This is a genomic window from Nocardiopsis sp. iso_40 (assembly GCF_056173285.1).
On sequence record NZ_CM149666.1, the window covers coordinates 2,173,535 to 2,200,295 of the forward strand.

Below are 26,761 nucleotides of genomic sequence, written 5' to 3' on the forward strand. Positions count from 1 at the left end.
CGGTCGGTCCGGGGCCGCGTCCGGGTGGAGCGTTACTCCCAGCGGAACAGGCGCGAAGCGAGGAAGCCGGCGCCCGCGGTCCACACGGCCAGTACCACGAAGGCACCCGGGCCGGGGAGGGCCCCCTCGGTGAGCACGGCGCGCAGGCCCGAACTGAGTGCGGTGATCGGCAGCGCCGACACCGCCTGCTCCATCGGGCCGGGGAAGCTACTGGTGGGGAACAGGACCCCGCCCAGCCCCAGCATCAGCACGTAGACCAGGTTGGCTCCGGCCAGGGTCGCCTCGGCGCGGAGTGTGCCCGCCATCAGCAGGGCCAGTGAGCTGAAGGCCGCGGTCGCCAGCAGCAGGAGTCCCAGCACGGCGAGCACACCGGCCGGCTCCAGCGACGGCGACCAGCCCAGGAGCAGGGCCACCGCGCACAGCACGGCGATCTGGATGGCCTGCACCGCCAGCACGGCCAGGGTCTTGGCGGCGAGCAGCCCGAACCGGGACAGCGGGGTGGCGCCCAGGCGCTTGAGCACCCCGTAGCGGCGCTCGAACCCGGTGCCGATGGCCAGTCCGGTGAAGGAGGTGGACATGACCGCCAGTGCCAGTACCCCGGGTGTCAACGCGTCCACGCGCGACCCCTCGCCCACGTCCAGGACGTTGACGAGGCTGAACCCCACCAGCAGCAGGACGGGGATGACCATGGTCAGCAGGAACTGCTCGCCGTGCCGCAGCATGACCCGCAGTTCCATCCCGGCCTGGGCCGCGACCATGCGCCGCATCGGGGCGGCACCGGGCGCCGGGGTGAACAGGCTCGCGTCGGGGGCGGGTGTCTGGGCGTCGGTGACGGCCGGGCGGGCCGTCCCTGAGGTGTGCTCGGTCATGTGTCGCGCAGTTCCCGGCCTGTGGTTTCGAGGAAGACGTCTTCGAGGGTACGCCGCCGCATGCGCAGGTCCTCCGCCAGGACACCGGAGGAGGCGCACCACGCGGTGACGGTGGCCAGGAACTCCGGGCCGAGGTCGCCGGGCTCGTCGGTGGCCACGGCGTACTCGTGCCGTCCGCCCGCGGCGGTGGCCGACACGCGGCTTCCTGAGGGCAGGGCTGCTTCCAGCGCCCCGGCGTCCACGGGGGCGTCGGTGTTGAAGCGGACCTCGCGCCGCCCCTGGGTGAGCTCGGCGGGGGTGCCCTCGGCGACGACCGCGCCGCGGTCGATGATGACCACGTGGTCGGCGAGCCGTTCGGCCTCCTCCATGTAGTGCGTGGTCAGGATCACGGCCACGCCCGCCTCGCGCAGGGCCGAGACCAGGTCCCAGGCGGCCATGCGCGCCTGCGGGTCCAGTCCGGCGGTCGGCTCGTCGAGGAAGACCAGCTCGGGGCGGCCGATAACGGCGCAGGCCAGGGACAGGCGCTGCTGCTGGCCGCCGGACAGGCGGCGGAACGGTGTCTGCGCCGCGGCCGTCAGGCCCAGGCGCTCCAGGAGGACGCCGGGGTCGATCGGGCTGGCGTGGAAGGAGGCCATCAGCCGCAGCCACTCGGCGGTCCGGGCGCCGGTGGGCACCCCGCCGGACTGGGGCATCACACCCACGCGGGGCTTGAGCGCGGTGGCGTCGGAGACCGGATCGAGTCCCAGTACCCGGACCTTCCCGCCGTCGGCGTGGCGGAACCCCTCGCAGATCTCGATGGTGCTGGTCTTGCCCGCGCCGTTGGGGCCGAGCAGGGCGGTCACCGCGCCGCGGCGCGCGGTGAACGTGAGGCCGGTGACGGCCGTGGTGGCGCCGTAGCGCTTGACCAGGTCGACGACCTCGACGGCGGCTGTGTCCATGGGGCCTGAGTTTACGTGCGTCCCGGCCTCGTGCCGCACCACCCCGCCCCGTGACGGGCGGCGGTGGGCCGGGGTGCGGCGAAGGGCCTGATCGGGGCGGTCGGAACACGTCGGCGGGCCGTGCCCCGGAGAGCGGGTCCGTGTCCCCGCAGTGGAAGAATGGTGCGGCCCGGGCGGTTGTGCCACACGGTGCCTGGAAAAGGAAAGGACCGGTTCGTTCCGAGTGGAACCGTCCGCCGTGCCCGGGCGCGCTCGGGCGCATCTGCGACATTGGCCGAATAGCGGTATTTCGGTCTCATTGGCTGGGACGGGCCGGGTGGTCGGTCCCGTGCGAAGGCGGGCCTGTGCGGCTCTTTCCGCGCGTTCGTCCGCGCGAAGCACCTGGTTAGGCAAGCCTGACCTTCGTGATGAAGTGCATGAATCCGGGTTTGCCTAGGCGGACTTATTTAGGCCACACTGATGTTGTCTAAACCAGAAGCCGAGTGACTACGGGAGGGGAGCACCATGCCTGAGGCAGCGAGCGCGCCCCGCCCCCTGAACGGGCCCGACCACGGGACCCGTGCCCGCGTCGCCCGGCTCATCCTGGAGAAGGGACCGATCACCGCCTCCTCACTGGGGGAGCGGCTCGGTCTCACCCCGGCGGCCATCCGCCGCCACCTCGACAACCTGACCAGCGAGGGCATGGTCGAAGCCCGCGACGCGCGGCCCACACACGGTCGCCGCCGCAGGGGCCGTCCCGCCCGGGTCTTCGCCATCACCGAAGCCGGCCGTGACGCCTTCGTCCACGCCTATGACGACCTCGCCTCCAACGCGCTGCGCTTCCTGGCGCGGACCGCTGGTCCCGAGGCCGTCGGCGACTTCGCCCAGAGTCAGGTAGCCGACCTGGAGCGGCGCTACAAGCCCCTGCTGGACGCGGTTCCCCAGGAACAGCGCGTCCGGTTGCTGGCGGAGGCGCTCTCCAACGACGGCTACGCCGCCACCGCGGGCCAGGCACCCGCACCAGGAGGCGGCGACCAGTTGTGCCAACACCACTGCCCCGTCGCGCACGTGGCCGCCGAGTTCCCGCAACTCTGTGAGGCCGAAGTCGAGGCCTTCGCGCGGCTTCTGGGCACCCCGGTGCGCAGGTTGGCCACCATCGCCCACGGCGACGGTGTGTGCACCACGCACGTCACCCCACGGGGGGACGGGGCGAGCGGGGAGGACGGCACCCCCGCGTCCAAGAAGGCCATCCGCCAGCGGGCGGGCGGCTCAGTTCACCAAACGGACGTCTGAGTCCAGGAGGAGTCCGCGCATGACTTCTGTCGCGCACCCCGAGCTCGAAGGGCTCGGAACATATGAGTACGGCTGGGCCGACTCCGACGACGCCGGGGCCACGGCCCGTCGCGGCCTGAACGAAGAGGTTGTCCGCGACATCTCGGACAAGAAGAGCGAGCCGGAGTGGATGACCAAGCTCCGACTCAAGTCGCTGCGGCTCTTCGACAAGAAGCCCATGCCCGACTGGGGCGCGGACCTGTCCAAGATCGACTTCGACAACATCAAGTACTTCGTGCGGTCCACGGAGAAGCAGGCCACCTCCTGGGAGGACCTGCCCGAGGACATCAAGAACACCTACGACAAGCTGGGTATCCCCGAGGCGGAGAAGCAGCGCCTGGTCGCCGGTGTCGCCGCGCAGTACGAGTCCGAGGTCGTCTACCACCAGATCCGCGAGGACCTGGAGGAGCAGGGCGTCATCTTCATGGACACGGACACGGCGCTCAAGGAGCACCCGGAGATCTTCGAGGAGTACTTCGGCTCCGTCATCCCGCCCGGTGACAACAAGTTCTCCGCGCTGAACACCGCCGTGTGGAGCGGCGGGTCGTTCATCTACGTGCCCAAGAACGTGCACGTGGAGATCCCGCTCCAGGCCTACTTCCGGATCAACACCGAGAACATGGGCCAGTTCGAGCGGACGCTGATCATCGTCGACGAGGGCGCCTACGTCCACTACGTCGAGGGCTGCACCGCGCCGATCTACAAGTCGGACTCGCTGCACTCCGCGGTCGTCGAGATCATCGTCAAGAAGAACGCCCGCTGCCGTTACACGACCATCCAGAACTGGTCAAACAACGTCTTCAACCTGGTCACCAAGCGCGCCATCGCCGAAGAGGGCGCGACCATGGAGTGGGTCGACGGCAACATCGGCTCCCAGGTCACCATGAAGTACCCGGCCGTGTACCTCATGGGTGAGCACGCCAAGGGTGAGACCCTCTCGATCGCCTTCGCGGGCGAGGGCCAGCACCAGGACACCGGGGCCAAGATGGTGCACTGCGCACCCAACACCTCCTCCAAGGTCGTCTCCAAGTCGGTGGCGCGCGGCGGCGGCCGCTCCTCCTACCGCGGCCTGATCCAGGTGCAGGAGGGGGCGCACTCCGCCAAGTCCTCGGTCGAGTGCGACGCCCTGCTGATCGACACGATCAGCCGTTCGGACACCTATCCCTACAACGACCTGCGCGAGGACGACACCGAGCTCGCGCACGAGGCCACCGTCTCCAAGGTCAGCGAGGACCAGCTCTTCTACCTGATGAGCCGGGGGATGGGCGAGGAGGAGGCCATGGCCATGGTCGTCCGAGGATTCGTGGAGCCCATCGCACGGGAGCTCCCGATGGAGTACGCACTGGAGCTGAACCGTCTGATCGAGCTCCAGATGGAAGGATCGGTGGGATAAGTTGACGACCGCGAACACAGAGCCCAAGGCGCACAGCCACGGGCTGGGACAGATCCCTGTCTCCAAGCTCGACACGCACGGCTCCTACGACGTGGCCGCCTTCCCCGTCCCCAACGGGCGTGAGGAGGAGTGGCGCTTCACCCCGGTGCGCCGCCTCAAGGGGCTGCACGACTGGAAGGGGACCGCCGACGGCACCGACGAGACCGTCGTCGACGCCCCCGAGGGCGTCACCTTCGAGACGGTCGGCCGTGACGACGAGCGCTTGGGCAAGGCGGGCCTGCCCGTCAACCGCGTGATCGCGCAGGCCTACACCTCCTTCGAGGAGGCCACCGTCGTCACCGTGCCGCAGTCGCTGGTCGCCGACAAGCCGATCACGATCGACCGCCAGGCCCTGGGCGGCACCGCCTTCGAGCAGCTGGTCATCGACGTCAAGCCGATGGCCGAGGCCACCGTGATCATCACCAACACCGGTACCGGTGTGCGCGCGGGCAGCCTCGACGTCCACGTCGGCGAGGGCGCCAAGCTCACCCTGGTCAGCCTCCAGGAGTGGGACCACGACACGGTCGAGGTCAGCCAGCACAACGCGCGGGTCGGCAAGGACGCCAGCTTCAAGTCGATCGTCATCACCCTGGGCGGGGACCTCGTGCGGCTGTCGCCGCGCGTGTCCTACGAGGGCCGCGGTGGCAACGCCGAGCTCTACGGGCTCTACTTCGCCGGCGACGGCCAGCACCACGAGCACCGCTCGCTGATCGACCACAACGTGTCCAACACCCGCTCCCGGGTGGACTACAAGGGCGCGCTGAACGGTTCCGGCGCCCACACGGTCTGGATCGGCGACGTGATCATCGGGGAGGGCACCACCGGTACCGACTCCTACGAGAACAACCGGAACCTCCAGCTCACCGACGACACCCGGGTGGACTCCGTCCCGAACCTGGAGATCTTCACCGGTGAGGTCGCCGGGGCCGGGCACGCCAGCGCCACCGGGCGCCTGGACGACATCCACCTCTTCTACCTGCGTTCGCGCGGGATCCCGGAGGAGGAGGCCCGGCGCCTGATCATCCGCGGCTACTTCCTGGACATCGTCAACCGCATCGAGAGCCAGGAACTGCGGGACCGGGTCATGGAGAAGGTCGAGCGAAAGCTTGCCGCACATGAGTGAGACGGGTAACTGGACCAAGCTCGCCGAACTCGACGAGATCCCCGAAGAAGGGGTTCTGGCGGTCGAGACCGACGACGAGACCCCCATCGCGCTGGTGCGCACCGAGGGCGAGGTCTTCGCCCTGCGGGACGTGTGCTCGCACGCGGAGGTCCGTCTCTCCGAGGGAGAGGTCGAGGACGGCACCATCGAGTGCTGGCTGCACGGTTCCTGTTTCGACCTGCGTTCGGGGGCGTCGATCAACCCGCCCGCGACCCAGCCGGTTCCCACCTATGACGTGAAGATCGACGGCGACGACGTGCTCGTGTCGCTGGATGAGAAGAATTCCTGAGGCCTGAAATGACGAAGTTCGAAATCCGCGGTCTGCGCGCCGACGTCCTCATCAGCGAGGACGAGCGGCAGGAGATCCTCAAGGGCGTTGACCTGACCATCAACTCCGGCGAGACGCACGCCATCATGGGCCCCAACGGCTCCGGCAAGTCCACCCTCGCCTACGCGATCGCGGGCCACCCGCGCTACGAGATCACCGAGGGCGAGGTCCTCCTCGACGGTGAGAACATCCTGGACATGGAGGTGGACGAGCGGGCCCGCGCCGGCGTGTTCCTGGCCATGCAGTACCCGGTCGAGGTCCCGGGCGTGTCCATGTCCAACTTCCTGCGCAGCTCGGTCACCTCGGTGCGCGGCGAGGCCCCCAAGCTCCGCCAGTTCTCCAAGGAGCTCCAGGGCGCGATGAAGAACCTCTCCATCGACCCGGCCTTCGCCGCCCGCGGCGTCAACGAGGGCTTCTCCGGCGGTGAGAAGAAGCGCCACGAGATCCTCCAGCTGGAGCTGCTCAAGCCCAAGGTCGCCGTTCTGGACGAGACCGACTCCGGCCTGGACGTCGACGCGCTCAAGATCGTCTCCGAGGGCATCAACCGCGCCCAGGCCGACAGCGACCTCGGCGTCATGCTCATCACGCACTACACCCGCATCCTCAACTACGTGAAGCCGGACTTCGTGCACGTCTTCTCCGAGGGCCGTATCGCCGAGTCCGGCGGTCCGGAGCTGGCCGACGTGCTCGAGTCCGAGGGCTACGAGCGGTTCGCGAAGGCGGGCGCGTAACCATGGCCCTCCGCGAGTCCGGTCAGCCCGACACTGGCCTGCTCGACACACAGGCGATCCGGGAGGATTTTCCGATCCTGTCCCGGACCGTCCGTGACGAGCGCCCGCTGGTCTACCTCGACTCCGGGGCGACCTCGCAGAAACCGCGCCAGGTGCTGGACGCCGAGCGCGGGTTCTACGAACGCCACAACGCGGCGGTGCACCGTGGCGCGCACCAGCTCGCGGAGGAGGCCACCGACGCCTACGAGTCGGCCCGGGAGACGATCGCCCGTTTCATCGGCGCCGACTCCGACGAGGTGGTCTTCACCAAGAACGCCACCGAGGCGGTGAACCTGGTCGCGTACGCGATGAGCAACGCGGCCACGGCCGAGGACGGCCTGCGCGGGTTCCAGGTGGGCCCCGGGGACGAGATCGTCGTCACCGAGATGGAGCACCACGCCAACCTGGTGCCCTGGCAGCAGCTGTGCCAGCGCACCGGCGCGACGCTCCGCTGGTTCCCGGTCACCGAGTCGGGCCGCCTGGACCTTTCGGACCTGGGCGAGCTGGTCAACGAGCGCACCAAGCTGGTGGCGTTCGCGCACCAGTCCAACGTGCTCGGCACCGTGAACCCGGTCGGCGCCATCACCGCACGGGCCCGCGAGGTCGGTGCGATGGTGCTGCTGGACGCCTGCCAGTCGGTCCCGCACATGCCGGTGGACGTCAGCGGGCTGGACGTGGACTTCCTGGCCTTCTCCGGGCACAAGATGCTCGGTCCCAACGGGATCGGGGTGCTCTGGGGGCGCCGGGAACTGCTCGCCGCCATGCCGCCGTTCATCAGCGGCGGTTCGATGATCGGCGTGGTGCACATGAGCCACTCCACCTGGGCGGACCCGCCGCAGCGCTTCGAGGCCGGGGTGCCGATGGCCCCGCAGGCCGTCGGTCTGGCCGCGGCCTGTGACTACCTGTCGAAGGTGGGCATGGACCGGGTCGCCGCACACGAGCACACGCTCACCGAGTACGCCCTCAAGCACGTGGGCGCGATCGAGGGCGTGCGGATCGTGGGCCCGACCGAGGCGGTGGACCGGGGCGGCGCGGTGTCGTTCGTGGTGGAGGACATCCACCCGCACGACCTGGGCCAGGTCCTGGACGACAAGGGCGTCGAGGTACGGGTGGGCCACCACTGCGCCTGGCCGCTGCACCGCAAGCTCGGCATCGTCGCGACCACGCGCGCGTCCTTCTACCTCTACAACACGTTGGAGGACGTGGACGCGCTGGTGGAGGCTATCCGGGCCGCCCAGAGGTTCTTCGGGACCAGGGCCTAGGAACGATTCGGTGAACCACCGGGGGTGTTCTTCTGATGGTGGCGGCGGGCGACGGATGGGCGAGCCAGGCGTAGACGAGATCGCTGTGCCTGCTACGACCCGAATCCCTCCGCAAAGGTGCCGACCACGGGCCGAAGCGCAGCTCAGGCCCACAGAGAACACTGCTTAGGACGAGGATTCTGGCTGACCATGCAGTTGGACGCGATGTACCAGGAGATCATCCTGGACCACTACCGGAACCCGCACAACAAGGGGCTGCGGGATCCGCACGACGCCGAGGCGCATCACATCAACCCCACCTGTGGGGACGAGGTGACGCTCCGGGTGGCGCTGACCCCCGCCCCCGGCTCGGTGCTGGACGACAAGGCCGTCGTCAGCGACATCTCCTATGAGGGGATGGGCTGCTCGATCAGCCAGGCCAGCACCTCGGTGCTCACCGACCTGCTCATCGGCAGAACGGTGGCCGAGGGTATGACGACCCTGGACGCGTTCACCGAGTTGATGCAGTCCAAGGGTAAGGGTGAGCCCGACGAGGACGTGCTGGAGGACGCCGTGGCGTTCGTCGGCGTGTCCAAGTACCCGGCTCGGATCAAGTGTGCCCTGCTGGGATGGATGGCCTGGAAGGACGCGGTGTCGCAGTCCTTGGAGAAGGAAGGCGCCTGAATGAGTGACAACGAGACCACGACGACCGAGCCCGCCGAGAAGCCCGAGGCCGCTCCGCTCTCCCCTGAGCAGGAGGCGCTGGCCGAGGAGATCGGCGAGGCGCTCAAGGACGTGATCGACCCCGAGCTCGGCGTGAACATCGTCGACCTGGGTCTGGTCTACGGGGTGAACCACGACGACGAGTCGATCACCCTGGACATGACCCTGACCAGCGCGGCCTGCCCGCTGACCGACGTGATCGAGGACCAGGCCAACAGCGCCCTGGACGAGTTCGAGCGCGAGGTCAAGATCAACTGGGTCTGGATGCCGCCGTGGGGTCCGGACAAGATCACCGACGACGGTCGGGACCAGCTGCGCATGCTGGGCTTCAACGTCTGATCTGATCCGACGTGCGAACGGGCCGGGCCCTGGGTGACTCCCAGGGGCCCGGCCCGTTCGTGTGTGCGCACCCGAACCGGCGTGCCGCGTCCTGGTCAGCACCGGTGCCGGTCGGGTCCGGCCATCTCCTGGACCTCGTGGGCGATGTCGTGCGGGGTGCGCACGAGCCCGCGGAACGGGATGCGGACGTCGTGGTCGCCGTCGGGGCCCTCCAGGCGCAGGCACAGGCCGTGCCGGTCCACCCCGAGGGGACGGGGGCGGCCCTGGGGGAGCGGGGTGGGGCAGCGGGCGACCAGGGCCCGGAGCACGTCCGGGTGGTCGTCCTCGAGGTGGCGCAGCCAGGGCCCCTCCCAGCGGCCGAACGGGTCCGCGGCGGCTTCGGTGAACTCCTGCGGGTGCAGCAGGTGGCAGCCCTCGTTGTCGGAGTGGACGACCAGGTGGGGGTCCATGACGACCATGGTGCGGCCGTGGCCCAGATCGAGCAGGCGCTCGTCGGGGTCCCCGGCCAGGACGGCGAGCGCACGGCCGCGTGCCTGGGCGGGGGATGCGATGCGCAGGTCCCCGCTGATCCAGAGCAGCGAGCGGGTCGGGTCGCGCAGGTCCACCGGGGCGGTGTCGGTGAACTCCACGGTGGCCTCCAGGGTGCCTTCGCCGATCTCGGCCAGGACCCGGTGCTGGTCGGGGAGCAGCAGGGTGACCTCGCCCTCGGCCGTGGTGTGGCAGACGGCCCCGGTCAGGTGCAGGGAGGCGCGGTCGGTGGTGACCGTGGCCGGGTTGGGCCGGGAGAGGACGGAACGGGCCCTCTCGGCGGGGGAGGGCGCGAGGGAGTGCGGAGACAGGAGGACCACCTCAATTCTTTTAGGTAAGCCTAACCTATCTCTTTTTGGGTCTGTTCGGAACCCGGCAGGGGGCGGTTCGCGGGGCGTCCCCTACCGGGCGGGGCACGACGGCACCCGTCCGGATCCGGACCATCCGGACGGAGAAAAGGGGCCCGCGGCCGGAAGGTGTCCGGCCGCGGGCCCCTTCGCGGGCTCGGGCGTCAGTGGGCGGCGAACATGGCCGAGCGCAGCTCGCTCGCGATGTCGTCGTCCCCGCGCAGGGACAGCACGTCCAGCAGCGCCTGTGGGTCGGCGAGGGACTCGTCCCCGTTCTCGGTGATCCGCCGGGAGAGGATCCTGAGCGCTTCCTCCGGGGCGGCCGGTGCCGTGTAGCCGATCAGGTGCAGGGCCCGGGCGGTCGGCGGGTGCCCGCTCAGGTCCCCGGCGGGCAGTTTGCGGGCGTCCAGGCGGTCGCCGGAGACCGTGATGAAGATGCGGTCACCCGGCTGTGCGGCCTGGCGCCGCAGCAGCGGACGCAGGGAGTCGAAGGCGGGCTGGTCGCGCCAGACCAGGACCAACAGGTCCGCGCCGGGGGCGGTCAGGCACAGCAGCCGACCGGGCTGGAGGCCCAGGAGGGTCGCGTAGCCGTTGGGCACCGCCACGGGGGCACCGTTGAGGTGGTCGGCGGTGACGTCGATGCGGTGCCACCAGCGGCCGTCCGGGGCGCGGAAGCAGCGGGCCGACATGGCCGGTCCACTCGACCCCGGACGGACGGGCGCCTGTGCGGGGGCCGCCGCCGGGGCGGGGGGCATCGGCGGGTGCGCAGCCGGGGCGGGGGCGTGCGGGGGCGGGAAACCGCCGTGGTCGGATCCGGGTCTTTGCTGGTAGCCCTGATCCCCGCCGGGCGGGGGAGGACTGAGGGGTTCGGTGGTCGGCTGCCCGTCGGCGCGGCGGCGGATCGGTAGCCCGTTCTCCGTGGTGACCCCGGACTCCTCCGGTGAGTGACCGCCGCCGGGCGCCTCCATGGGAACCGAGGCGTCCACGAACACGTGGCCGTCGCGCAGGCTCACCCCGGGGGTGCTCAGCAGCCAGGCGCGCAACTCCTGCTGGCGGATACCGATCCGGCCCAGCCGGATGCCCGCCTCGGTCAGACTGGGGGCGTCGCCCAGCAGTTCGCGTGTCTGCCAGCGCAGCCGGTTCGGGTCGTCGGCGATGAGCCAGCCGTTGTGCATGCGCCGGTCGGTGAACAGGGTGATGATCACGCGCCACAGGGGGGTGTGCAGCGTGGGCACGTCCACCGGGTGGTCCGGGTGCGCGTTGATGAGCCGGTCGATGGTGGTCGCGGCCCCGAGCTGCTCGGAGAGCTCCCGCAGGTGCTTGGTGATGGCGGCGCCCTCGGGGGAGCCGAGCCAGTGCAGCAGGCGCTCCTCGACCTTGCGCTGGGCGCTGCGGATGTCGGTCACGTCCACCGAGATCTGTTCCGACAGGACGCGGATGCTGATCGGGTCGGTGGCGAAGAGCCGTTCGGCGGCCACGGTCCGCTCCAGGTCCGGCCAGGAACGGAACATCTCCTCGACCAGGTCCACCAGCGGGTGCTGGCCCAGGGCGGGCGGGGCGGGGCGCTCCTCCGCCTGCTCCGGGAGCGGTGCCTTGGTCCGGCGGAAACTGGGGCGGCGCAGGGTGCGGCCGGGGCCCAGGAGCGAACTCCGGAACTGGGAGCGCAGGTCGCCCACACCGCTGTGCTCGGGACTGTGCTCCTGCGCGCCGCCCGCGTCGGAGGCCAGGGCCGCGCCGGGCAGCATCGCGGCGGAGCTGACCATGCCCCCGGCCACGGCGGAGGGCTGGGCCTCGGCCTCGGGGGCGTAATGGTCCGCCGGGGCCTGCTGGGCCTCGGGCGCCTGCTCCTGGTCCCGCTGGGCGCGCAGGGCCCGCAGGGTCCGGATGGCGCGGGTGGCGGGGGTCTGCGGCGGGCCCGAGTCGTCCCCGCCGCCCTCGGCGGAACCGGTGGTCCCGTCCACCCCGGTGGCGGAGGTGAGGTAGTCGAGCGCGTTGCGCACGTGTTCGGGGGCCGACTCGGGGAGCCAGTGCGAGATGGTGCGCACGGCCTCCAGCATGAGCGCGGGGGAGGGGGTGGGGCCGCTGGGGAGCTCACAGCAGGGCTGCAGGGCGCGCCAGACGACCGTGCTCACGACGTCGAGGACTCCGCAGCTCTGGAGGTGCCACTCGTGGATCTCCGCGGGGCTGGCCGAGATGAGCCGGTCCCAGTCCCCGGCGGTGGCGGTCACGGCACCGCGGACGGGCTCGGCCAGGTCCGAGCAGTCCACCGGTTGGGTGCGCAGGCTGGGCAGGAACTCCGCGAGGGGGATGTGCCCCCACTGTTCCACGGCGAGGCGGGCCAGACCGTTGGCGAGCCAGGGCGGTCCCGCGATGTCCAGGACGCGGGCGACGGGCAGCGAGTGCCACCAGCCGTCTATCAGACGGTCGTGATGGAGCAGGGGTGCCACGTCCGGCGACCTCGACCACCGCAGGGCGGGCGCGAGGTCGACGAGGCAGATCGGAGAGACGGCGTTCATCCGCTGGGGACCTCGACCTCCTGGTGTCTGCACGTGAATTCGGGAGGAACCGCACGGGCCTTCGGTTCGATGCACCACAGTACGCGTCCTTGACCCGGAGGGGGACGGGTCGGGAACCGGCTCGGCCGTTTCGCGCGGGGCACGGTCAGCCGAGGGGCAGGGGTGCCGTGAGCACTTCTCCGAGATCGTACGTGTCCTGGGGCCACATGGGTAGCCCCGGGACGTCCCGGTCCGGCTCCGCCCGGGGGTGAACACGCTGTGTGATGGCCGTGACGGAAGAGATCCGCGCCAGGAACAGGCCAACTGATGTGATCTACCTCATGTCGGACTTTCGGCTCTTCTCGTTACCGTCCTTCGTTCTGCGTACGACGCTCCCGCTGCCCGCACCGCCCTCGGTCGGAGCCGGGTTCCGAGGGGCGTCGGGCCGGGACGCTCCGGCCGCAGAACTCCTGTCCAGGCCCGGCGCTCCGATGCCGGGCGCGGGTATGCTGAACGGGCACTGTCCTCGCCCGAGCGCCCCTCGGCCGGGTGGCCATGGCGCGGCCGACCCCGGGGCCGACGGTGCTCGGACATTCGGGCCAGCGACACACCGCGACCCGCCAAGACTTCCGTTCCCGCGCACCCCGGCGCTTGGCAGGCGTGGGACGGTCGATCCGGATGATTGGTTGACGTGACAGACCTTGAGATGAATCCCCCCGCTGCCGCGCCCGTGGCCAGACCGGAACTGATCCGGTCCTACGTGGCGATCGGTGACAGCATCACAGAGGGGATGGAGGACGACAGCGGCCCCGGCGGCGAGTACCGGGGGTTCGCGGACCGCCTCGCCGAACACCTGGGCACGCTCTCTCCCGACTTCCGCTACGCCAACCTCGGTGTGCGCGGGCGCCGGATGAAGCACATCTTCGGCGAACAGCTCGACCAGACCCTCGCCTGGAAACCGGACCTGGTCACCGTCCTCGCCGGAGGAAACGACGTCCTGCGCCCCGGGGGCGATCTGGACGAGCTGGCCGAGAACTTCGAGTGGGGCGTGCGTCAGCTGCGCGACGCGGGGATCCGGGTCGTGATCCTCGCCGGGCACGACACCGGATGGATCCCCGTCCTGCGCCTCTACCGCGGCCGTATCGCGGTGTTCAGCATGCACATGCGCGCGGTGGCCGAACGCACCGGAACCGAGATCGTCGACCTGTGGGCGCTCAACGCCCTCAACGACCCCCGCGCCTGGAGCGACGACCGGCTGCACCCCAACGGCGCGGGACACCAGATCGTCGCGGCCCGCGTCGCCGACCTGCTCGGCCACCCGATGGGACCGCCCGAGTCCTGGACCGACCCCTGGTCCACCCCGCCCCAGCAGCTCCCCCGGATCCTGCGCCGCCGTGAGAGCCGCCGCTGGGCCCGTCAGCACCTCGTGCCGTGGCTGCGCCGCCGGGCGATGGGCCGTTCCTCCGGGGACGGCCGACTGCCCCGGCGACCGGAACTGGACTACCTGCACGACGAGGAGACCCGCGAACTCCTCCGCCGGAAGCTCCGGGAGGCCGGGGCGGACACGCACTACAACGACTACTCCGCGGACGACACCCCGCCGACCAGCAGCCCCTCCGGCACCAAGGGCCCCGAGCCCCAGCGCTGACCGGGCGCCGCCTCAGTTCCGGGACAGGGACTGGATCAGAGCGCTGACGTGCACCATCCCCAGGCACTGACCGTAGGGGTTGGTCGCGATCAGGTCGTCGTAGACGCGCTCGCGGTCCTGGCCCGCGACCCGCAGCGCGGCGATCGCCGACATCCAGGCCGGAACCGTTCGCGGCGCCTCGGCCAGCCGAAGGGCCGGGCGCTTGGCGTGCAGGGCGTGCCCGTAGCGTCCCGTCACCGACAACAGGAAACGCGTCCGGTCGATCACCCCGAGCGGACGCTCCCGGTGGTCGATCAGCACGACACTGTTGAGGGCGGGGTCGTCGGTGAAGGCTTCCAGGACCTGCTCGGCGGTGGAGTTGGAGTCGAAGCCGACCGGCGGGACCATGAACTCGGTGACGCGCGGGCCGGAGTCCGCGCCGCCCTGGGCGGCCGCCGCCGGCTCGGGCACCGGGGTCACCCGCTCACCGGGCCGCCACTCCTGGTCGGCGAAGAACGTCCCGCCGCCCAACCGCACCCCGCACTCGCGCAGCCGAACGATCTCCTCGGCACTGGTCACCCCCGCGGCCACCGCGTACACGCCGCTGCTCCGCCCGATCCGGGCCAGCCCGGCCACGATCCCCCCGTTGCGGTGGTCGCCGTCGATCCCCGAGACGAGGGAGGGGTCCAACCGGATCAGGAACGGCGCCGCCTCCACCACCAGGTCCGGGCGGGCCATGGCCGTACCGAACCCGCAGCGGAAACCGGAGGCCCGAAGCCGGGCCACCCCGGACAGGACCGTGGCCCGCGGCAGCTCCGCGAGATCGGCGGTCAGCATGAACGTGACGTCACGAGGGCGCCGCCCCGCCCGTCGCAGACCGTTCTCCGCGAGGACCGCGAAGTCCTCCCCGGCGGCCAGCGCCCAGGCGGGCAGCGGAAGCACCAGGGGCAGGAGCCCCTCGGCCCCGGCGGCCTCGCGCACCAGTGACAGCAGCCACTCGGCCACGGCCGCGGCCTTCCGTTCGGAGACCTCGGCACCGCTTCGTCTGCCCGGCGGGGCCGCTGCCACCTCCACCGCCACGACGGCGCCGGAGTCCAGGTCCACCACGGGGCGGTAGGACAGGGCGGTACGGGCCCTCGTCGGGCCCGTTTCGGGGGTACCGGGCGCCGGGGCGGCGGGGCCGGGGGCCGGGGGCGGGTCCTGGCGTACTGGGTGCGGGGGAAGCGTGGACACGGGACCCATGGTGGCGGGCGGGGCGCACCGATCTGAAGACCTGTCCGACTCTGTTCAACACACCTTCACGAGCCGTTTCGCGCGGGCGGCTGGTGCGGGGCGGGCCCGGGTACGCCGAACGGGCCCCGTCCGGTGGACGGGGCCCGTTCGCGGGTGCGCTCGGTCAGGCCCGGCGGAAGGCCACCGCGATGTTGTGGCCGCCGAAGCCGAAGGACTCGTTGATGGCCGCGACGTCCCCCTCGGGCATGTCCCGGGGCTTGTCGCGGACGATGTCCACGGCCACGTCCGGGTCGAGCTCGGCGATGTTGATGGTCGGCGGGATCCGGCCCTCGTGCAGGGCCAGGATCGTCGCGATCGACTCCACCGCGCCCGCGCCGCCCAGGAGGTGGCCGGTCATCGACTTGGTGGAGGTCACCGCGACCCGGTCGGCGGCGGAGTCGCCCAGAGCCGAGCGGATCGCTCGGGTCTCGCCGACGTCTCCGGCCGGGGTGGACGTGGCGTGCGCGTTGACGTGCACGATGTCGCTGGGCTTGAGGTCGGCGTCGGCCAGGGCCTGGGTGATGGCGCGGGCCTGGCCGGCGCCCTCCGGGTCGGGCTGCACGATGTCGTAGGCGTCGTCGGTGTAGCCGACGCCCGCGGCGTGGGCGTACACCCGCGCACCGCGCTTGGCCGCGTGCTCGGCCGACTCCAGGATCAGGATGCCCGCGCCCTCGCCCATGACGAAGCCGTCGCGGTCGGCGTCCCAGGGGCGGGAGGCGCCCTGCGGGTCGTCGTTGCGCGTGGACAGGGCCCGCATCGAGGCGAAGGAGGCGATGTTCAGGGGGTGGATCGCGGCCTCGGTGCCGCCCGCGATCACCACGTCGGCCCGGCCGGCGCGGATCATGTCCACACCGTTGGCGATGGCCTCGGCGCTGGAGGCGCAGGCGCTGACCGGGGCGTGCGCCCCCGCACGGGCGGTGAACTCCAGGGCCACGGCCGCGGCCGGGCTGTTGGGCATGAGCATGGGCACGGTGAACGGGGAGACCCGCTTCCAGCCCTTCTCACGGAAGGTGTCGTACTGCTCCAGGATGGTGAGGATGCCACCGATCCCGCTGGAGACCACCACTCCGAGGCGGAGGGGGTCGATCTCGGGGGCGCCCGCGTGGTCCCACGCCTCCTGTGCGGCGATGAGCGCGAACTGCTGGGTCCGGTCGAGGCGGCGCAGGCGCGGACGCGGCAGCTTCTCGGAGGGCTCCTGCGCGATCTGCCCGGCGAAGTGCACCGGGAGCTTGTCGTGCCAGTCCTCCGGCAGGGTGCTGATCCCGGAGCGGCCGTCGAGGAGCGCGGACCATGTGGTCGCGACGTCACCCCCGAGGGGGGTGGTGGCGCCGAGGCCGGTGACGACGACATCGGTCTTGGACATGATCCGATCGCCCTTCTCGTGGGTCGTTCCCGGCCGTGTGCGCCGGGAGGCGTGGCGGATGGTTCGGTCTGGGCGTCCGTGGTGCGGACGGGTGGGCCGCCGGGACCGGGTGGGCCCCGACGGCCCGGACACAGCTACTTCTGGATGAAGTTGATGACGTCCTGGACCGTCTTGAGGTCCTTGAGCTGGTCGTCGGGGATCTCCACGCCGAACTTGTCCTGCGCGGCGACGGCGATCTCCACCATGGACAGCGAGTCGATGTCCAGGTCGTCCACGAAGCTCTTCTCGGGCGTGACGTCGGAAGGCTCGGTGCCGACGATCTCCTCGACGATTTCGCCGAGGCCGGCCAGGATCTCCTGCTCGCTGAGGGCCATGTCTTGTTTCTCCTTGCTTGACGAATGTGGTGTCGGGAAACGGTCCCGTGTGGAACGGGCGCACCCGGGCTGCCGGGGTCGGATCAGGGGATACGGATCACCTGTGCGGCGTAGACCAAGCCCGCACCGAATCCCAGGGTGAGCACGGTGCTCCCCGACGGCAGTTCCCCGCGTTCGATCATGCGCGACAGCGCCAGAGGGATCGAGGCGGAGGAGGTGTTGCCAGCGGTGACGATATCGCGGGCCACGAGTGCCTGGGGCGCACCCAGCTTGCGCGCGATGGACTCGACGATCCGCAGGTTGGCCTGGTGGGGCACGAAGGCGGTGAGCTCGGAGGGCTCCACGCCGGCCCGCTCCAGGGCTTCCAGGGCCACCTTGTACAGCTCGGTGGTGGTCCACCGGAAGACTGCCTGGCCCTCCTGGTAGAGGTACTTGCCCTCACGCAGGTAGATCTTGTCGGCGCGCTCGCCGGAGGAACCCCACACGACCGGACCGATGCCGTGGTCCTCGGTGGCGGAGACCACGGCCGCCCCGGCGCCGTCGGCGAAGATCACACAGGTGGAGCGGTCCTGCCAGTCCACCCAGTCGCTGAGCTTCTCCGAACCGATCACCAGGACGTTGCGCGCGCTCGCGGCCCGGACGGAGTCCGAGGCCAGCCCCAGGGCGTAACAGAAGCCCGCGCAGGCGGCGTTGACGTCGAAGGCGCCCGGGGCGGTGATGCCGAGCCGGGCGGCGACGGTGGCGGCGGTGTTGGGGATCTGGTCCTGCACGGTGCAGGTGGCCACGATCACCAGGTCGACGTCCTCGGGGGAGAGTCCGCTGGCGGCCAGGGCCTTGCCCCCGGCTGCCACAGCCATGCTCGCCACGGTGTCCTCGGGGCCCGCGATGCGGCGCTCCTTGATGCCCACCCGGCTCTGGATCCACTCGTCGGTGGTCTCGACACGGGCCTCCAGGTCGGCGTTGGTCACCACGCCGGACGGCTGGTACTCGCCGAAGGAGAGGATCGCGGCGCCGCCGGGCACGTTCGGGGACTTGAACATGGTCAGCCTTCCTGCTGGGTGCTCGCGGAGGAGGCGGTTCCCGCGTGCTCCTTGATGAGGGCGCCTGCGCGATCGAGGTCGTCGGGGGTCTTCACCGCGAGGAGTTCGACACCGCGCAGCGCGCGCTTGGCGAGGCCGGTGAGCGTGCCCGCGGGCGTCAGCTCGATGAGCGCGCTCACCCCCAGGTCGGCGAGCGTCTGTGTGCAGGCGTCCCACCGGACGGGGGAGGAGACCTGGGCGATCAGGCGCTCCAGGTACTCGGAGCCGCTGCCCACCACGGCGCCGTCGGCGTTGGACAGCAGCCGCACCGCGGGGTCGGCGGGCTCCAGCCCCCGGGCGGCGGCCCGGACCCGCTCCACGGCCGGGGCCATGTGCTCGGTGTGGAAGGCACCCGCGACGGACAGGGGGCGGAGCCGGGCCCGCTCGGGCGGGTTCTCGGCCAACGCGGCCAGTTGCGCGGTGGTGCCCGCGGCCACGATCTGGCCGGAGCCGTTGTCGTTGGCCGGGGTCAGTCCGGCGGCCTCGACGGCGGCCAGGACGTCCTCGCGCTTGCCGCCCAGGACCGCGGTCATGCCGGTCTCGGCCTGTGCGGCGGCGTCGGCCATCCCCCGGCCGCGTTCGGCGACCAGCGCCAGCGCGTCCTCGGGGGAGAGCACGCCCGCGATCGCGGCGGCGGTGAACTCGCCGACGCTGTGCCCCGCCGTGGCGTCCACGAGCGAGGGGTCGGCGGGCAGCGGGGCTCCGGGGACGAACGGCGGGCCGAGCACGGCGGAGGCCGCGGCGAGGCCGGCGCTGACCAGCAGGGGCTGGGCGACGGCGGTGTCACGGATCTCTTCCGCGTCCGCGGTGGTGCCGTAGCGCACCAGGTCGAGGCCGGTCACCTCGGACCACGAGGCGAACTTCTCGGTCATGCCGGGGAGTTCGAGCCACGGTGAGAGGAAACCGGGAACCTGGGCGCCTTGGCCGGGAGCAACGATTACAAGCACGACATCAACCTTGCCCTGTAGGAGATCACCAGTTGGATAGGGAGAGACACGAAGTTAGGAGGAGACCGTTTGTAGGTACTCCACAAAACGGCGTCCGAGCTGTGCACGAAAGCCCGAAACGGGTGGAGGAGATCACTTTCCGACGTTACGCGGGCCCCTCCGGGAGCCGTCCGCGGACCCCGCTCACCTGGAGGGTGACGGCCGACACGGGGGTGAACTCCGGGGCGGGACCGGAGAGGATGCGAACCTGGACGGGTGAACACCGAATCCCAACCGACTGAGGACGGCGCGGCCGCGCCGTCCGCCTCCGAGGCCGCACAGGACCAGACCCGCGCGGAGACCGTCCGGCGCCTGGAGCGCTCCATGGGCGTACTGGGCACCGCCGCCGTCAACCGGATGGAGGAGCGGCTCGGCTGGTTCCGCAGGATGTCGGCCCAGGACCGCTCCTGGATCGGGCTGGTGGCCCAGTCCGGGGTCGCCGCCTTCGTGGACTGGTTCCGCAACCCCGGGCGGGGCCGCCCCGCGATCACCGTTGAGGTCTTCGGCACCGCTCCGCGCGAGCTCACCCGCTCGGTCTCCCTCCAGCAGACCGTCGACATGATCCGTGTGGTCATCGACGTGGTGGAGAGCCAGGTCGAGGAGCTGGCCGCACCCGGCGGTGAACAGCAGCTGCGCGAGGCCATGCTCCGCTACACCCGCGAGGTGGCCTTCAGCTCCGCGAAGGTCTACGCCCGCGCGGCCGAGGCGAGGGGGGCCTGGGACGCGCGCCTGGAGGCACTGATCGTCGACGCACTGCTGCACGGCGACCAGGTGGAGGGCCTGCAGACCTGGGGTTCTGCGCTGGGCTGGTCGCACACCCCGGTGATCGCGGTGGCCGGGGACGTCGGCGAGGACGCCGGCGGCAAGGTCCTCGACGATCTGCGCTCGGCCGCCCGCCGCCTCGGTTACGACGTGCTGGCGGGCACGCAGGGGCGTCGCGTGGTCGTGGTGATCGGCGTGGGCGACCGGTACCCGGTCGACGAACTCCCGCTCGCCGCCGCCGAACCCCTGGCCGGGCTCTTCGGGGACGGGCCCGTGGTGGTGGGGCCGACCGTGCCCGACCTGCACGCGGCGGGGGCCTCGCTGCGCGCGGCCGTGAGCGGTCTCCGGTCCGCCGTGGCCTGGCCCGACGCGCCGCGCCCGGTGCTCGCGGACGACCTGCTGCCCGAACGCGCCCTGGAGGGCGACGCCGAGGCCCGCCGCCAGCTCGTGACCGAGGTGTTCCTCCCGCTGCGGAGCGCGGGCTCCCCGCTCCTGGACACGCTGTCGGTGTACCTGGAGCACGCCTCCTCGTTGGAGGCCACCGCGCGGATGCTCTTCGTGCATCCGAACACGGTGCGCTACCGGCTCAGCCGTATCTCGGAGCTCACCGGACACATCCCCTCCGACGGTCGGGGCTCGTTCGTGCTCCGGATCGCGGTGGCCCTCGGAAGGCTGTCCGAAACCCGGGAGGGATGATTCGCCTCACCGGTATCAGGGATAACCGTGACGGAGGCCGCCGGTACGTCGTAATCTTATCGTTGCCTGCTATTTCGGCTGCCTTATGGAAGTTTCACCAGCGCCGGGTATGCCTGTAACTGACCGCGTGCGCCCGGGGACCAGGCGAAAGAGATAGCTTTGATACGGGCGGGCTGCAGGTGGAGCCAAGAGGCGACGAAAATCCTCGGGCGCCGCTCCCCGCACCGCCTCGTCACGACGTTCTTGGGGGGTCCAACGCTGTGGTCGAGCGACCGAGGAAGAGGTTCCGGATACTACGCCCGGTGATCGATTTCGTTCTCCAGCCCACTCAGGAGGGCGAGCTGCGCAGACGGGTGCTGTTCTGGGTCCCCGCGCCGATCCCGGTCCTGGGGCTGGTCTACCTCATGGTGGGAGGGACGTTCTCCGCCGCCGGGTGGACGATCCTGCTCGCCGCCAGCGTGGGGGTGGGAACGATGCTGCTCGCCATGCTCGTACAGCCCACACCGCTGCCGGAGGGCCTGGCCCCGCCGGTGTCGGCCCGCCGTTCCCTGCACCGCTTCCGCCAGTTCACCCAGCTGCGGGTGGCGCTGGCCCTGGTGCCGATGGTGATCGGTGCGGCCGCCGCGGTCGCGGGCGGCGGCATGTACCCGCTGTTCGCCGCGCTGGCCCTGGCCTGGCCCCAACTGCTGCTGGCCGTGCCCACCTTCTTCACCATCACCAAGGCGCGCCGCGCCATGGAGGCCTGGGGCACCACGGCCTACCTGTGGCACGCGCTGTCCCGACCGGCCAGGGTCACCTGGCCGGTCGCCACCCCGCTGGCCCGCTCCTACCGCGCCTGGCGGGCCGACCGGGACCGCCGCCTGGCCCAGCAGAAGGAGCAGGACCAGCAGCAGGAGAAGGCGTGGCAGGAGGCCGTGCGGGAGGAGAAGCTCAACCCGACCGAGACCGCGGCCCCCGCACCGGAGGCGTCCGGCGGCGAATCCGGTACCGGGGAGACCGGGCTCCAGCGGACCCGCAGGCTCCACGCGCTGCCGGAGGAGACCGGTAACGAGGACGACGAGCCCACCGCGCTCCTTCCCAAACCCGAACCGGCCGCTTCCGAGGGTGCTCCCGCACCGGCGACCGGGACCCGCGGCACGGTGAACCGGGCCGCCCGGCAGATCCTCGAACAGGGCGGCGCACTCGGCCTGGGAGTCCGGCGCAGGCGCCGCGGACCCCACACCAGTCGGCCTCCCCGCTCCAACAAGCCCTGACCGCTCCGGCGGCGCCCCCTCCGGACGCCGCCGGGCGTCGTTTGCCGACCGGGCGCCCCCGGAACCGCTGGCGACGGTCGGCGGGAGAGCGGTTCCGGCCGGGCGGCCGGGATCAGACCCGGGCGCGGCGGTGCACCTCGGGCAGGGCTTCGCCGCCGCCCTGCGGGCAGTGGTACCAGCGCGCCTCGGCCGCACGGCCGTCGAAGGCCACCTCACCGATGGTGTTGCCGAAGTGGGGGCGCCCGGCCAGACGCCACGACAGCGGGCTGCGGCGCACCCCGGCCAGCCTCGTCATGACCAGCCCGGCCAGATGGAAGGGCCAGCCCGCGGACAGGGCGGCGGCGCGGCGGAAGTTCGGCGGGAGCTGGTTGCACAGCGCGGAGGAGACCAACTGGGTCACCCGGGACGTCGTCCCTCCCGCGCGGGCGCGGGCGCGGGCCAGGTAGGAGAAGTGGACGTCCCCGCCGAGCAGGAGGACGGTGGCGGGGGCCGGGCCGCGTCCGCCCCGGGCGACGTCGAGCAGCGCGTCGGCGAGGCGGTGGAAGGAGTACTGGAAGGCGCCCCAGTGCTCCAGGTCCAGGGCCTGGCGGAGCCTTTCCGCGGGGCCGCGCGCCGCCGACCCCCAGGCGCCGCCGCAGACCGCCTCGTTCCAGGCCTCCAGGTGGTGCACCGGCGGCGGCAGCAGGACCGGGACGGTGGAGGCCACGACGATGTGCTCCGGGCCGCCGGTGAGGTTCTCGTCGAGCCAGTCGTGCCCCTCGGAGCCGAGGATGGACCGGGAGCCGTCGGAGGGGTCGCCCTCGCCCAGGGCCCGGTTGCAGCGGGTGTCGGCCACCAGGATCCGGACGCCGCCCACGTCGTGGCGGTGGCTCCACCGGTAGGAGGACGGTTCCTCGTGGGCCCGCCAGGCGAAGGAGTCGAGGGTGTCCCCGGCGTCGGTGCCGCGCTCCCGGTGGTCGCGGACCGCGGCCCACAGCGGGTCCTTGGCCCGCGCGTCGGGGGAGAGGTTCCCCACGTGCTGGTACACCCAGTAGGCGCCGAGCCCGCTCGTCACCCGGGTGCGCCACCACGGACGCTCGTCCATCTCGCGCCGCCAGGCCGCCGAGGTGTTCCAGTCGTCGCGGATGTCGTGGTCGTCGAAGACCATCAGGGTGGGGACGGTCGACAGCAGCCACCGCACCTGCGGGTCGGACCAGGCCTGCCGGTAGAGCTCGGCGTACTCGTCGTAGCGCACCACCTCGTCCTCGGGCGCGCCGTCCCCGGAGGCGCCGTCCCCGGAGTCGGTGTCGCGCACCTGCCTGAGGAAGGCGCGCATCGGCTCCTGGAGCTCGTCGGCGTAGACCTGGTCGCCGATCAGCAGCAGCGCCAGGTTCTCGTCGGCGGAGTCGAAACCCTCCCGGGCCAGCCGGCGCGCGCTCGCGCGGAGCATGTCTGGCCCGTAGCGGACCAGCCCCTCGGGGGTGTCCCCGGTGGGGGTGCGGCAGGAACCGTACAGGAGCCGGGTGGGCGCCTGCGGGGAGAGCGTGCGCAGGACGCTCGGCGGCAGGGGGCTGTCGGGTTCCGGCCAGACCCGGTCCTCGCCGAGGAAGACCTCGTAGGCAAGGACCGCACCGGTGGGGAGGCCGTCGATTTCGCACACGGCGTAGTGGTGGCCGTGGACCGTGAAGGTCCGGGCGGCGTGGACCGCCCCGCCGTCCACACGGATCCGGACGTCACAGGGTGCGTCCGTCTCCACCCACACCGTTGCGGTGGTGGGTCCCACATGCCGCAGCATGGGGCCCAAACGTAACGAGACAGTCACCCTTTTCCCTTCTTTCGACCAGTTTCACACACGTCGACGACGAGTATGGACCCTTCGCGCAGCTCGCGGCCACGCACGGTTGACATGGGATGGTTGCACCCGGGGCCCGGCTGCGCGAAGGTGGCGCTATGCGGACACAGATCCTTGAGCTGCACACCGGCGGATCGGAGAGCATCACCGACATCACCGGGCAGTGCAGCGACTTCGTCGCCGGTAGCGGAGGCGACGGCCTGCTCAACGTCTTCGTCCCGCACGCGACCGCGGGTGTGGCCATCATCGAACTCGGGGCGGGGTCCGACGACGACCTCCTGGCCTCCCTGGACGACCTGCTGCCGGCCGACGACCGCTGGCGCCACAAGCACGGCTCCCAGGGACACGGGCGTTCGCACGTGATGCCGGCGTACGTCGCTCCCCAGACCACGGTGCCCGTCCTTTCCGGCAGACTCGAGTTGGGAACGTGGCAGTCCATCGCGTTCGTCGACCTGAACGTGGACAACCCGGACCGACGGGTGCGGTTGTCCTACCTGAGGTCGGAATGAACGGAAGCCGACGCGTGCCGGGTTCGGCCGCGCGTTGACGGGAGATGCCAGTAGCGTGTGAACTAGGCCATCAGCGATGGTTACGGACCCACGTGACGGGCGACCGAAAAGCCCGGCATCGTTGTGACAACTGCTTCGTGCAGGCAAGATTGAGAAAAACCATCTGTGGAGGAGAACTTTCGTGAGCGCGACCGCGGGCCAGGCACAAAGCGAACGCGGCTTGGCTGACCGACTCGGAATCAAGCCGGGTCAGGTGGTGCAGGAATTCGGGTTCGACGACGACGTCGACGAGGGACTGCGCGCATCCATCGCCGAACTCACGGGCGAGGCGCTGGTCGACGAGGAGTACGACGGCGACGTCGACGCGGCCCTGCTGTGGTGGCGGTCCGACGAGGAGGGCGACCTCACCGACGCACTGATGGACACGGTGACCACCATCGCCGACGGCGGGACCATCCTGGTCCTGACCCCGAAGGCCGGACGTGATCTGCACGTGTCCCCCAACGACGTCGCCGAGGCGGCCAACACCTCGGGCCTGTCCCAGACCAGTGCGGTCAGCATCGGCGCCGACTGGTCGGGCACCCGCCTGGTCGTCCCCAAGAGGTGACGGTCGGCACCCGCACCGGGTGAGACGTCCGGTGCCGCGCGTCCCGGCAGAACAGACGCGCGGCGCTGAAGGGCGCCCGCTGAACGGCGGGCGCCGATACCGGCCTGTACGCCGACGAACGCGAACGCGAGTATGACCGACACCGTCTCCGCGGGTGCCAGCGCACCCGAGATCGCCCTCCGGGACCAGTACGGCCAGGAGGTCCTCCTGAGCTCCCTGCGGGGCGGGCCCGTGCTCGTGGTCTTCTACCCGCTGGCCTTCTCCGGCGTGTGCTCCGGCGAGCTCGCCGACCTCAGCGAGCACCATGCCGAGTTCAAGGAACTGGACGTCACCGTCCTCGCGGTGTCCGTCGACTCCACCTTCGCCCTGCGCACCTGGTCCGACCGGGAGGACTTCCCGTTCGCGCTGCTGTCCGACTTCTGGCCGCACGGCGCCGCCGCCCGGGACTACGGGGTCTTCGACGAGCGGCGCGGGGTCGCCCGCCGGGGCACCTTCCTGATCGACGGCCACGGCACCGTCCGCTGGACCGTGCACACCCCCGCCGGTGAGCCCCGGGACGTCACCGAGTACCTTCGCCAGGCCCGGGAGCTGGCCGGATAAATCAGGCGCGAGGACCACCGAGAAGCGGTATGATCGCTCGCGACGCACACACGGGGCGCGTAGCTCAGTTGGTTAGAGCAATTGCCTTACAAGCAATAGGCCAGGGGTTCGAGTCCCTTCGCGCCCACTCCACTCAGGACGACCCTGCTCAGGGGCCTTCGGCCGCCTCGCGGGGTCGTTCTTCGTGTTTCCCGGGGGGAGACCCCCCGAACCCCCCGAGGTACCCCCCTCTGGTCGGGGTCGCGTCGATTGGTGAGGTGGGCGGGGCACTCTCTCACAACGCGGGGCTTCGCCCCACGGGTTGTAGTTGGCTTGCCCAGGGTCCGCCCTGGACGGCTTACTGGAACCCTTACCCAATGCAAGGGATTCGAGAAGCTCGTCCACCGAGGACAGCACCAGGAAGCCCTCTCCGTCCACGGAGGGGGCTTCGTCGCTGTTCAGGGGTATCTCCGGTGCCCTCGACTGTGCCGACGCGTGTACGGCCATCCTGTAGGGCGTGCAGCCTGTCAAGCACCGATCACAGCCGCGCCAGCCCTATCAGCACGCGCTCCATGTCTTTCGCGCCCAGCGGCGATGTGTTGTGAGGAGCCCTTGAAGGCAGCGGGGTGTAGCCGTAAGGCATCGTCCGGCGCGGCAACGGCAAGGGTGGAGCCGGTGGGGGAGAGGCTTCGGCCTCCTGGTGCTCAGCCGACCCCGCGGCGGCGAGGGCGAGCACACACCACACCGTCTTGCCGCCACGCGGCGACGGCACCACATCCCACCGCTGGCTGAGCACCTCCACCAGGAACAGCCCACGACCGTTCTCGGCGTCAGGGGGTACAGGCTTGCTCGTAGGCGCACCGTTCCTGGCATCCCACACCTCGATCAGCAGCTGGCCGCCTTGGACGCTGATCACCAGATGGATAGGAACTCATCTCGTCTGTTGAGTCTGCGGAAGCAGATCAATGTGCGGGCGATGCCGGCGAACGTGAGGAAGCGCTCGGCTGGTAGCGGCGGTGCAGTCGGCGGCATCCGGCCAGCCAGGCCATGGGGCGCTCGACCTGCCAGCGGTGGCAGGGCCCGGCTTTCGTGCAGGTTCGCACCCGAGATCGCCAGGGAGACCGGCAGCCCTGCCCGAGCGGTGACCAAGTGGATCTTGGCGCCCTTCTTGCCCCGGTCGACAGGATCCGGACCTGCCAGCTCCCCCTCTTTGAGAGCAGGCATGTTCACCGAGTCGACCGAGCACCGCCACCGGTCCAGCTCACCGCGGGAGCCGAGTTCGCCCAGCACCCACGGGCGCGAGCGCGCACTTCAGCAGCGCGCCGGGGGAGAAAAGGCCG

At 71.0% G+C, this 26,761-nt stretch carries 25 protein-coding genes, 1 tRNA gene and 1 pseudogene; 15 read left to right on the plus strand and 12 right to left on the minus strand.

The genetic code is table 11. The features are described 5' to 3' along the window. Positions 1-32 precede the first annotated feature (32 nt). Both AC0VYD_RS09620 and AC0VYD_RS09625 read right to left on the minus strand, forming a co-directional pair. Positions 33-869, minus strand: coding sequence for an ABC transporter permease (locus AC0VYD_RS09620; protein ID WP_475479534.1), 837 nt, complete (start codon positions 867-869; stop codon positions 33-35). Next, positions 866-1,807 (minus strand): ABC transporter ATP-binding protein, encoded by a 942-nt coding sequence (locus tag AC0VYD_RS09625; protein ID WP_475479535.1) that lies wholly within the window; start codon positions 1,805-1,807, stop codon positions 866-868. Before AC0VYD_RS09625 ends, AC0VYD_RS09620 begins: the two co-directional genes overlap by 4 nt. A gap of 504 nt (positions 1,808-2,311) precedes the next feature. Between AC0VYD_RS09625 and AC0VYD_RS09630 the strand changes: the two genes are divergently transcribed. The 8 genes from AC0VYD_RS09630 (at position 2,312) to AC0VYD_RS09665 (ending at position 9,113) form a co-directional block, all read left to right on the plus strand. Next, a complete protein-coding gene (locus tag AC0VYD_RS09630; protein WP_191271377.1) occupies positions 2,312-3,079 on the plus strand; it encodes a helix-turn-helix transcriptional regulator in 768 nt (255 codons plus the stop codon). A 19-nt stretch (positions 3,080-3,098) separates the two neighbouring features. Beyond that, on the plus strand, positions 3,099-4,511 hold the full coding sequence (gene sufB, locus AC0VYD_RS09635; RefSeq protein WP_191271375.1) for a Fe-S cluster assembly protein SufB: 1,413 nt from the start codon (positions 3,099-3,101) through the stop codon (positions 4,509-4,511). A 1-nt stretch (position 4,512) separates the two neighbouring features. Further along, complete coding sequence (sufD, locus tag AC0VYD_RS09640) at positions 4,513-5,673, plus strand: Fe-S cluster assembly protein SufD (protein WP_475479536.1); 1,161 nt, start codon at positions 4,513-4,515, stop codon at positions 5,671-5,673. Next, a complete protein-coding gene (locus tag AC0VYD_RS09645; RefSeq protein WP_475479537.1) occupies positions 5,666-6,001 on the plus strand; it encodes a non-heme iron oxygenase ferredoxin subunit in 336 nt (111 codons plus the stop codon). The genes sufD and AC0VYD_RS09645 overlap by 8 nt, the downstream gene beginning before the upstream one ends. 8 nt (positions 6,002-6,009) lie before the next feature. Next, on the plus strand, positions 6,010-6,771 hold the full coding sequence (gene sufC, locus AC0VYD_RS09650; protein ID WP_475479538.1) for a Fe-S cluster assembly ATPase SufC: 762 nt from the start codon (positions 6,010-6,012) through the stop codon (positions 6,769-6,771). A gap of 2 nt (positions 6,772-6,773) precedes the next feature. After that, positions 6,774-8,072 (plus strand): cysteine desulfurase, encoded by a 1,299-nt coding sequence (locus AC0VYD_RS09655; RefSeq protein WP_475479539.1) that lies wholly within the window; start codon positions 6,774-6,776, stop codon positions 8,070-8,072. 189 nt (positions 8,073-8,261) lie between these two features. Next, positions 8,262-8,735 carry a Fe-S cluster assembly sulfur transfer protein SufU gene (sufU, locus tag AC0VYD_RS09660; protein WP_475479540.1) on the plus strand — a complete coding sequence of 158 codons (474 nt, stop codon included), beginning with the start codon at positions 8,262-8,264 and terminating at the stop codon, positions 8,733-8,735. Next, the gene (locus tag AC0VYD_RS09665) at positions 8,736-9,113 is read left to right on the plus strand and encodes a metal-sulfur cluster assembly factor (protein WP_191271362.1); all 378 of its coding nucleotides are present in this window, start codon (positions 8,736-8,738) and stop codon (positions 9,111-9,113) included. A gap of 95 nt (positions 9,114-9,208) precedes the next feature. Here AC0VYD_RS09665 and AC0VYD_RS09670 read toward each other — a convergent pair whose 3' ends face one another. Further along, positions 9,209-9,961, minus strand: a complete 753-nt coding sequence (locus AC0VYD_RS09670) for a DUF2470 domain-containing protein (RefSeq protein WP_475479541.1) — start codon at positions 9,959-9,961, stop codon at positions 9,209-9,211. A gap of 191 nt (positions 9,962-10,152) precedes the next feature. After that, positions 10,153-12,504: a hypothetical protein gene (locus tag AC0VYD_RS09675; RefSeq protein ID WP_475479542.1), complete on the minus strand. Its 2,352-nt coding sequence runs from the start codon at positions 12,502-12,504 to the stop codon at positions 10,153-10,155. A gap of 685 nt (positions 12,505-13,189) precedes the next feature. Here AC0VYD_RS09675 and AC0VYD_RS09680 point away from each other — a divergent pair. Then, positions 13,190-14,131, plus strand: a complete 942-nt coding sequence (locus AC0VYD_RS09680; RefSeq protein ID WP_475479543.1) for an SGNH/GDSL hydrolase family protein — start codon at positions 13,190-13,192, stop codon at positions 14,129-14,131. A 12-nt stretch (positions 14,132-14,143) separates the two neighbouring features. Here AC0VYD_RS09680 and AC0VYD_RS09685 read toward each other — a convergent pair whose 3' ends face one another. The 5 genes from AC0VYD_RS09685 to AC0VYD_RS09705 all read right to left on the minus strand — a co-directional run bounded on the left by AC0VYD_RS09685 (position 14,144) and on the right by AC0VYD_RS09705 (position 19,070). After that, positions 14,144-15,352, minus strand: a complete 1,209-nt coding sequence (locus tag AC0VYD_RS09685; protein WP_475479544.1) for an EAL domain-containing protein — start codon at positions 15,350-15,352, stop codon at positions 14,144-14,146. A gap of 154 nt (positions 15,353-15,506) precedes the next feature. Next, positions 15,507-16,745, minus strand: coding sequence for a beta-ketoacyl-ACP synthase II (gene fabF / locus AC0VYD_RS09690; protein WP_475479545.1), 1,239 nt, complete (start codon positions 16,743-16,745; stop codon positions 15,507-15,509). A 134-nt stretch (positions 16,746-16,879) separates the two neighbouring features. Continuing rightward, positions 16,880-17,119: an acyl carrier protein gene (locus AC0VYD_RS09695; protein ID WP_017589705.1), complete on the minus strand. Its 240-nt coding sequence runs from the start codon at positions 17,117-17,119 to the stop codon at positions 16,880-16,882. Positions 17,120-17,202: 83 nt separating this feature from the next. Beyond that, entirely contained in the window at positions 17,203-18,159 is a 957-nt protein-coding gene (locus AC0VYD_RS09700) for a beta-ketoacyl-ACP synthase III (protein ID WP_475479546.1), read from the minus strand. Between the two features lie 2 nt (positions 18,160-18,161). Continuing rightward, the gene (locus AC0VYD_RS09705) at positions 18,162-19,070 is read right to left on the minus strand and encodes an ACP S-malonyltransferase (protein WP_475480230.1); all 909 of its coding nucleotides are present in this window, start codon (positions 19,068-19,070) and stop codon (positions 18,162-18,164) included. Positions 19,071-19,400: 330 nt separating this feature from the next. Here AC0VYD_RS09705 and AC0VYD_RS09710 point away from each other — a divergent pair, with 330 nt between their 5' ends. Both AC0VYD_RS09710 and AC0VYD_RS09715 read left to right on the plus strand, forming a co-directional pair. Next, positions 19,401-20,642, plus strand: a complete 1,242-nt coding sequence (locus AC0VYD_RS09710; protein ID WP_475479547.1) for a PucR family transcriptional regulator — start codon at positions 19,401-19,403, stop codon at positions 20,640-20,642. Between the two features lie 302 nt (positions 20,643-20,944). Further along, positions 20,945-21,895, plus strand: a complete 951-nt coding sequence (locus AC0VYD_RS09715; protein ID WP_475479548.1) for a hypothetical protein — start codon at positions 20,945-20,947, stop codon at positions 21,893-21,895. Positions 21,896-22,007: 112 nt separating this feature from the next. Here the strand turns inward: AC0VYD_RS09715 and AC0VYD_RS09720 are convergent, their stop codons facing one another. After that, on the minus strand, positions 22,008-23,696 hold the full coding sequence (locus AC0VYD_RS09720) for an alkaline phosphatase D family protein (protein WP_475479549.1): 1,689 nt from the start codon (positions 23,694-23,696) through the stop codon (positions 22,008-22,010). A 128-nt stretch (positions 23,697-23,824) separates the two neighbouring features. Here AC0VYD_RS09720 and AC0VYD_RS09725 point away from each other — a divergent pair, with 128 nt between their 5' ends. The 4 genes from AC0VYD_RS09725 to AC0VYD_RS09740 all read left to right on the plus strand — a co-directional run bounded on the left by AC0VYD_RS09725 (position 23,825) and on the right by AC0VYD_RS09740 (position 25,569). Continuing rightward, positions 23,825-24,235, plus strand: a complete 411-nt coding sequence (locus AC0VYD_RS09725; RefSeq protein WP_475479550.1) for a secondary thiamine-phosphate synthase enzyme YjbQ — start codon at positions 23,825-23,827, stop codon at positions 24,233-24,235. Positions 24,236-24,416: 181 nt separating this feature from the next. Further along, positions 24,417-24,842 carry a DUF3052 family protein gene (locus AC0VYD_RS09730; RefSeq protein WP_473040428.1) on the plus strand — a complete coding sequence of 142 codons (426 nt, stop codon included), beginning with the start codon at positions 24,417-24,419 and terminating at the stop codon, positions 24,840-24,842. 132 nt (positions 24,843-24,974) lie between these two features. Next, complete coding sequence (locus AC0VYD_RS09735; protein ID WP_475479551.1) at positions 24,975-25,442, plus strand: peroxiredoxin; 468 nt, start codon at positions 24,975-24,977, stop codon at positions 25,440-25,442. 53 nt (positions 25,443-25,495) lie between these two features. Then, positions 25,496-25,569 (plus strand) — tRNA-Val (locus tag AC0VYD_RS09740). A 390-nt stretch (positions 25,570-25,959) separates the two neighbouring features. Here AC0VYD_RS09740 and AC0VYD_RS09745 read toward each other — a convergent pair. Beyond that, positions 25,960-26,337: an ATP-binding protein gene (locus AC0VYD_RS09745; RefSeq protein ID WP_475479552.1), complete on the minus strand. Its 378-nt coding sequence runs from the start codon at positions 26,335-26,337 to the stop codon at positions 25,960-25,962. Next, a pseudogene (locus tag AC0VYD_RS09750) lies at positions 26,334-26,726 on the minus strand (hypothetical protein); the annotation flags it as partial. The gene AC0VYD_RS09745 and the pseudogene AC0VYD_RS09750, both read right to left, overlap by 4 nt. Between the last annotated feature and the right edge of the window lie 35 nt (positions 26,727-26,761).

Coding starts and splice junctions, on each gene's coding strand:
- AC0VYD_RS09620 (WP_475479534.1), bottom strand. CDS start 869: ATGACCGAGCACACCTCAGGGACGGCCCGCCCGGCCGTCACCGACGCC.
- AC0VYD_RS09625 (WP_475479535.1), bottom strand. CDS start 1,807: ATGGACACAGCCGCCGTCGAGGTCGTCGACCTGGTCAAGCGCTACGGC.
- AC0VYD_RS09630 (WP_191271377.1), top strand. CDS start 2,312: ATGCCTGAGGCAGCGAGCGCGCCCCGCCCCCTGAACGGGCCCGACCAC.
- sufB (WP_191271375.1), top strand. CDS start 3,099: ATGACTTCTGTCGCGCACCCCGAGCTCGAAGGGCTCGGAACATATGAG.
- AC0VYD_RS09645 (WP_475479537.1), top strand. CDS start 5,666: ATGAGTGAGACGGGTAACTGGACCAAGCTCGCCGAACTCGACGAGATC.
- sufC (WP_475479538.1), top strand. CDS start 6,010: ATGACGAAGTTCGAAATCCGCGGTCTGCGCGCCGACGTCCTCATCAGC.
- AC0VYD_RS09655 (WP_475479539.1), top strand. CDS start 6,774: ATGGCCCTCCGCGAGTCCGGTCAGCCCGACACTGGCCTGCTCGACACA.
- sufU (WP_475479540.1), top strand. CDS start 8,262: ATGCAGTTGGACGCGATGTACCAGGAGATCATCCTGGACCACTACCGG.
- AC0VYD_RS09665 (WP_191271362.1), top strand. CDS start 8,736: ATGAGTGACAACGAGACCACGACGACCGAGCCCGCCGAGAAGCCCGAG.
- AC0VYD_RS09675 (WP_475479542.1), bottom strand. CDS start 12,504: ATGAACGCCGTCTCTCCGATCTGCCTCGTCGACCTCGCGCCCGCCCTG.
- AC0VYD_RS09680 (WP_475479543.1), top strand. CDS start 13,190: ATGAATCCCCCCGCTGCCGCGCCCGTGGCCAGACCGGAACTGATCCGG.
- AC0VYD_RS09685 (WP_475479544.1), bottom strand. CDS start 15,352: ATGGGTCCCGTGTCCACGCTTCCCCCGCACCCAGTACGCCAGGACCCG.
- fabF (WP_475479545.1), bottom strand. CDS start 16,745: ATGTCCAAGACCGATGTCGTCGTCACCGGCCTCGGCGCCACCACCCCC.
- AC0VYD_RS09695 (WP_017589705.1), bottom strand. CDS start 17,119: ATGGCCCTCAGCGAGCAGGAGATCCTGGCCGGCCTCGGCGAAATCGTC.
- AC0VYD_RS09700 (WP_475479546.1), bottom strand. CDS start 18,159: ATGTTCAAGTCCCCGAACGTGCCCGGCGGCGCCGCGATCCTCTCCTTC.
- AC0VYD_RS09705 (WP_475480230.1), bottom strand. CDS start 19,070: ATGACCGAGAAGTTCGCCTCGTGGTCCGAGGTGACCGGCCTCGACCTG.
- AC0VYD_RS09725 (WP_475479550.1), top strand. CDS start 23,825: ATGCGGACACAGATCCTTGAGCTGCACACCGGCGGATCGGAGAGCATC.
- AC0VYD_RS09735 (WP_475479551.1), top strand. CDS start 24,975: ATGACCGACACCGTCTCCGCGGGTGCCAGCGCACCCGAGATCGCCCTC.